The sequence below is a fragment of the Arthrobacter sp. HMWF013 genome (assembly GCF_003061105.1).
Classification (GTDB): Bacteria; Actinomycetota; Actinomycetes; order Actinomycetales; family Micrococcaceae; genus Arthrobacter.
Genome location: NZ_QAIQ01000212.1, coordinates 1 through 3350, shown reverse-complemented (window position 1 = coordinate 3350; position 3350 = coordinate 1). Strand labels below are relative to the sequence as shown.

The 3350-nt window shown below is 67.8% G+C and carries 4 protein-coding genes and 1 pseudogene; 3 read left to right on the top strand and 2 right to left on the bottom strand.

Annotation, left to right across the window (positions count from 1 at the left end; genetic code table 11):
- The 3 genes and pseudogenes from DBR22_RS08925 to DBR22_RS08915 all read left to right on the top strand — a co-directional run.
- A pseudogene (locus DBR22_RS08925) lies at window positions 1–395 on the top strand (hypothetical protein); the annotation flags it as partial.
- A gap of 8 nt (window positions 396–403) precedes the next feature.
- Window positions 404–1192, top strand: coding sequence for an endonuclease III (gene nth / locus DBR22_RS08920; RefSeq protein WP_108598720.1), 789 nt, complete (start codon window positions 404–406; stop codon window positions 1190–1192).
- Complete coding sequence (locus tag DBR22_RS08915) at window positions 1189–1866, top strand: NUDIX hydrolase (RefSeq protein ID WP_108598719.1); 678 nt, start codon at window positions 1189–1191, stop codon at window positions 1864–1866. Before nth ends, DBR22_RS08915 begins: the two co-directional genes overlap by 4 nt.
- Before the next feature lie 90 nt (window positions 1867–1956).
- Here the strand turns inward: DBR22_RS08915 and DBR22_RS08910 are convergent, their stop codons facing one another.
- Entirely contained in the window at window positions 1957–2208 is a 252-nt protein-coding gene (locus DBR22_RS08910; RefSeq protein ID WP_308810195.1) for a YegP family protein, read from the bottom strand.
- A gap of 83 nt (window positions 2209–2291) precedes the next feature.
- On the bottom strand, window positions 2292–3350 hold a 1059-nt coding region (locus tag DBR22_RS08905), incomplete at its 5' end, for a bifunctional 3'-5' exonuclease/DNA polymerase (RefSeq protein ID WP_108598718.1).

Below are 3350 nucleotides of genomic sequence, written 5' to 3'. Positions count from 1 at the left end.
GTGAGGATCTGACCCACGACGCCCGCCGGAGCCACGACGACGGCCTGGCGCCCGCCGCTGCCTCCGCCCGGCAGGCGGCTTCGGAACCCGCCGCGACGGCGGTGCACCAGCAGGTGGTGCCCCAGCAGGTACGGAACGTGGAGCCGATCGGTGCCACCGTGGACCCTGCCAGCCGGCCGGAAGAGACCGATGAGCAGCCCGCGCACGAGGCGTTCTGGTTCGCCGTGGCCCAGCACCGTACGGCCGTGGACCCGCGCACGGGTGCCCCTTCCTTCGTCATTGAACCTGGCGGCTGGGTGCTGGCGCTGGAGGACCGGGGCCACGAGTTCCTCGTCCAGCACACCGACGGCCGGGTAGGCGTGCTCCGCGACCTCAGCAACATCGAGCGCGGCTAGCGTCCCGGGTGGCCACATCCGAGTCCCTGCTGGCGCTCAAGCGCCGGGCGCGGCGAATCAACCGGGTGTTGGCGGAGAAGTACCCCTACGCGCACGCGGAACTGGATTTCCGGAACCCATTCGAGCTCCTGGTCGCCACGGTCCTGTCCGCCCAGACCACGGACGTCACGGTCAATGCGATCACTCCGCTCCTGTTTTCGCGTTTTCCGGATGCCCGGCACATGGCAGAAGCTGACACGGCCGAACTCGAAGCCATCATCAAGCCCACCGGCTTCTTCCGGGCCAAAACCAGGAACCTGCTGGCCCTTGCCACGCGCCTGGTGGACGAGTACGACGGCGTGGTTCCCGGCAGGCTTGAGGATCTGGTGACCTTGCCCGGGGTGGGACGCAAGACCGCCAACGTGGTTCTGGGCAACGCTTTCGGCGTCCCCGGGATTACGGTGGACACCCACTTCGGCAGGCTGGCACGGCGCTTCGGCTGGACCGCGTCCGAGGACCCTGTCCAGATCGAATTTGATGTGGCTGAACTGTTTGAACCCAGGGACTGGACCATGCTGTCCCATCGCGTGGTGTTCCACGGCCGGCGGGTGTGCCATTCCCGCAAGCCGGCGTGTGGTGCGTGTCCGGTGGCCAACTGGTGCCCCAGCTACGGGCTCGGGGAGACCGATCCGGGGAAGGCCGCGAGGCTGCTGAAGTATGAGCTGGCGCCCGGCAGTGAACCCCTTCTGGAGCGGTTGCTCGCCGAAACCCACCGCGCCGCGGAAATCCGGATGGAATCCCAGAGGCGGGCCCTGTGAGCGCCCGCCAGGACCTGATCCGGCTGGTGCAACGATCGGACAACGGGGATGTCACGGCGCCCAACACCCTCTGGGCGGCGCTGACCGTGGACGAGACCATCGCCCGCCGGGCCGCGGTCCTCATGCTGTTCGGCGTGCTGGACGATATCCCGGCCGCTTCCGCTGAACCCCTTGCCGCAGCGGATCTTGATGTCCTCCTGCTGGAGCGCGCCCATACACTGGGCTCCCATCCGGGCCAGGTCGCCTTCCCAGGCGGGGGCATCGACCCGGACGAGACCCCGGTTGCCGCCGCCCTGCGGGAAGCGGAGGAGGAGACCGGCCTGGACTCAGCAGGGGTGGAGGTCCTGGGCACTCTCCAGGAACTCGGGCTCGCCCGGAGTAACTTCCTGGTGACGCCCGTTCTGGGGTGGTGGGCCTCGCCGTCGCCCGTCCGTGTGGTTGACTACGGCGAATCGGCGCAGGTGTTCCGGGTCCCGGTCCGCGACCTGCTGGACCCGGCCAACCGGGTGACCGCGACGGTGAGCCGGGAGGGCAGAACATTCAGCAGCCCCGGCTTCGCGGTCGAGGGCGTGCTCGTCTGGGGATTCACCGGAATTATTCTGGACGGGCTCTTCGAACAGCTGGGCTGGGCCGTCCCTTGGGACCGGACCCGCGTCCACCGGGTTGCTTTCTGACCGGGCTTGAACCGGGCTTGAACCGGGCCAGGCGGCGTCAACTGCCGGCGTCCGGCCAGCCGCGCGCCGCGGCCAAACGGACGGCGTGGCTCAGCTGGCCTGAGGCGGCTGGCGAAGATCCACAACGATGCCGGTGGCCGCATTTTCGCGCAATGCTTTGATGCCTTCCTTCACTGCGCTGAGATGTTTGTAATCGGGTGACACTGCAATAGTGTTTCCGTGCGAGTCGGTAAGCCTGAGCCGGTAGCACCCGTTGCTTACACGGTGAATTTCAAATTTGCCCGCCATCTGCCGGACCTCCCCTGTGATGCGTCTTTGCATGTGTAGCTGAACCGTCTGCATCAGTCGCTTCCCTGACTGTAACCTCGGCCACAACGGCTCGGCCAGCTACTTGCGGGTAGGTTACGCCGGACTAACTGAGTGCTTTATTTCGCGTTGTCGTAGGAATCCACCACTGCAACGCTGACCGGGAACTCGACAGGGATGGGCCCGAACAGGAGTTCCTTCGCGGCACTGGCGGCCTCCTCGATGGCGCGGACGCAGGCCGCAACCCCGGCCTCCGGGGCGTGAACCATGACCTCATCGTGGAGGAAAAAGACCAGCTCCGCCTGAACGGAACGCTCGGCACGCAGGGCGCGCAGCCGCCGTCGTAAATCCGCCAGCCAGCACGCCGCCCAGTCAGCGGCCGAGCCCTGCACCACAAAGTTGCGGGTGAAACGGCCCCGGGAGCGGGCGATCGCTTCGGCCCGGCGCTGTTCCTCGGCCGACGCCGACTGCTGGCTCCGGAACCAGTGTTCCGACGGCGGCGGGCTGCTCCGCCCCAGCCGGGTGGTGACGGTGCCGCCCGCTTCGCCCTCGCGTGCGGCCTGCTCCACGAAGCCGACGGCGCGTGGGTAGGTCTTCGCCAGCTGCGGCATGAGCCGCCCGGATTCCCCGGTGGTGGCACCGTAGATCGCGCCCAGAAGGGCCACCTTTGCCTTGGCACGGTCGCCGCCGAAGCCCTGCGCTGCGATGCCCGCATACAGGTCCTTGTCCCGCGCGGCCTCCGCCATTTTCGAGTCCTGCGCCAAGGCCACCAGAACCCGTGGTTCCAGCTGGGATGCGTCCGCGACGATGAGTTTGTGGCCCGGAGCCGCGTGGACGGCGCCGCGGATCTGGCGCGGGATCTGCAGGGCGCCGCCGCCGCGGGAAGCCCAGCGCCCGGACACCACCCCGCCCACCACATACTCGGGCTGGAAGCGGCCGTCCGTCACCCAGGCATCCAGCCAGGCCCAGCCGTTTGCGGTGTGCAGGCGGGACAGTTTTTTATAGGCGAGGAGCGGTTCGATGGCCGGATGGCTGGATTCCTTCAGCTCCCACTGCCGCGTGCTCTTCACCTCGATGCCGTTGCGGTGCAGGGCGCGCATCAGTTCCTGCGGCGAATCGGGGTTCAGCCCGGGTGAATTCAGCAGGTCTTTCAGTTCCGTGTTCAGCGCCTCCAGCTT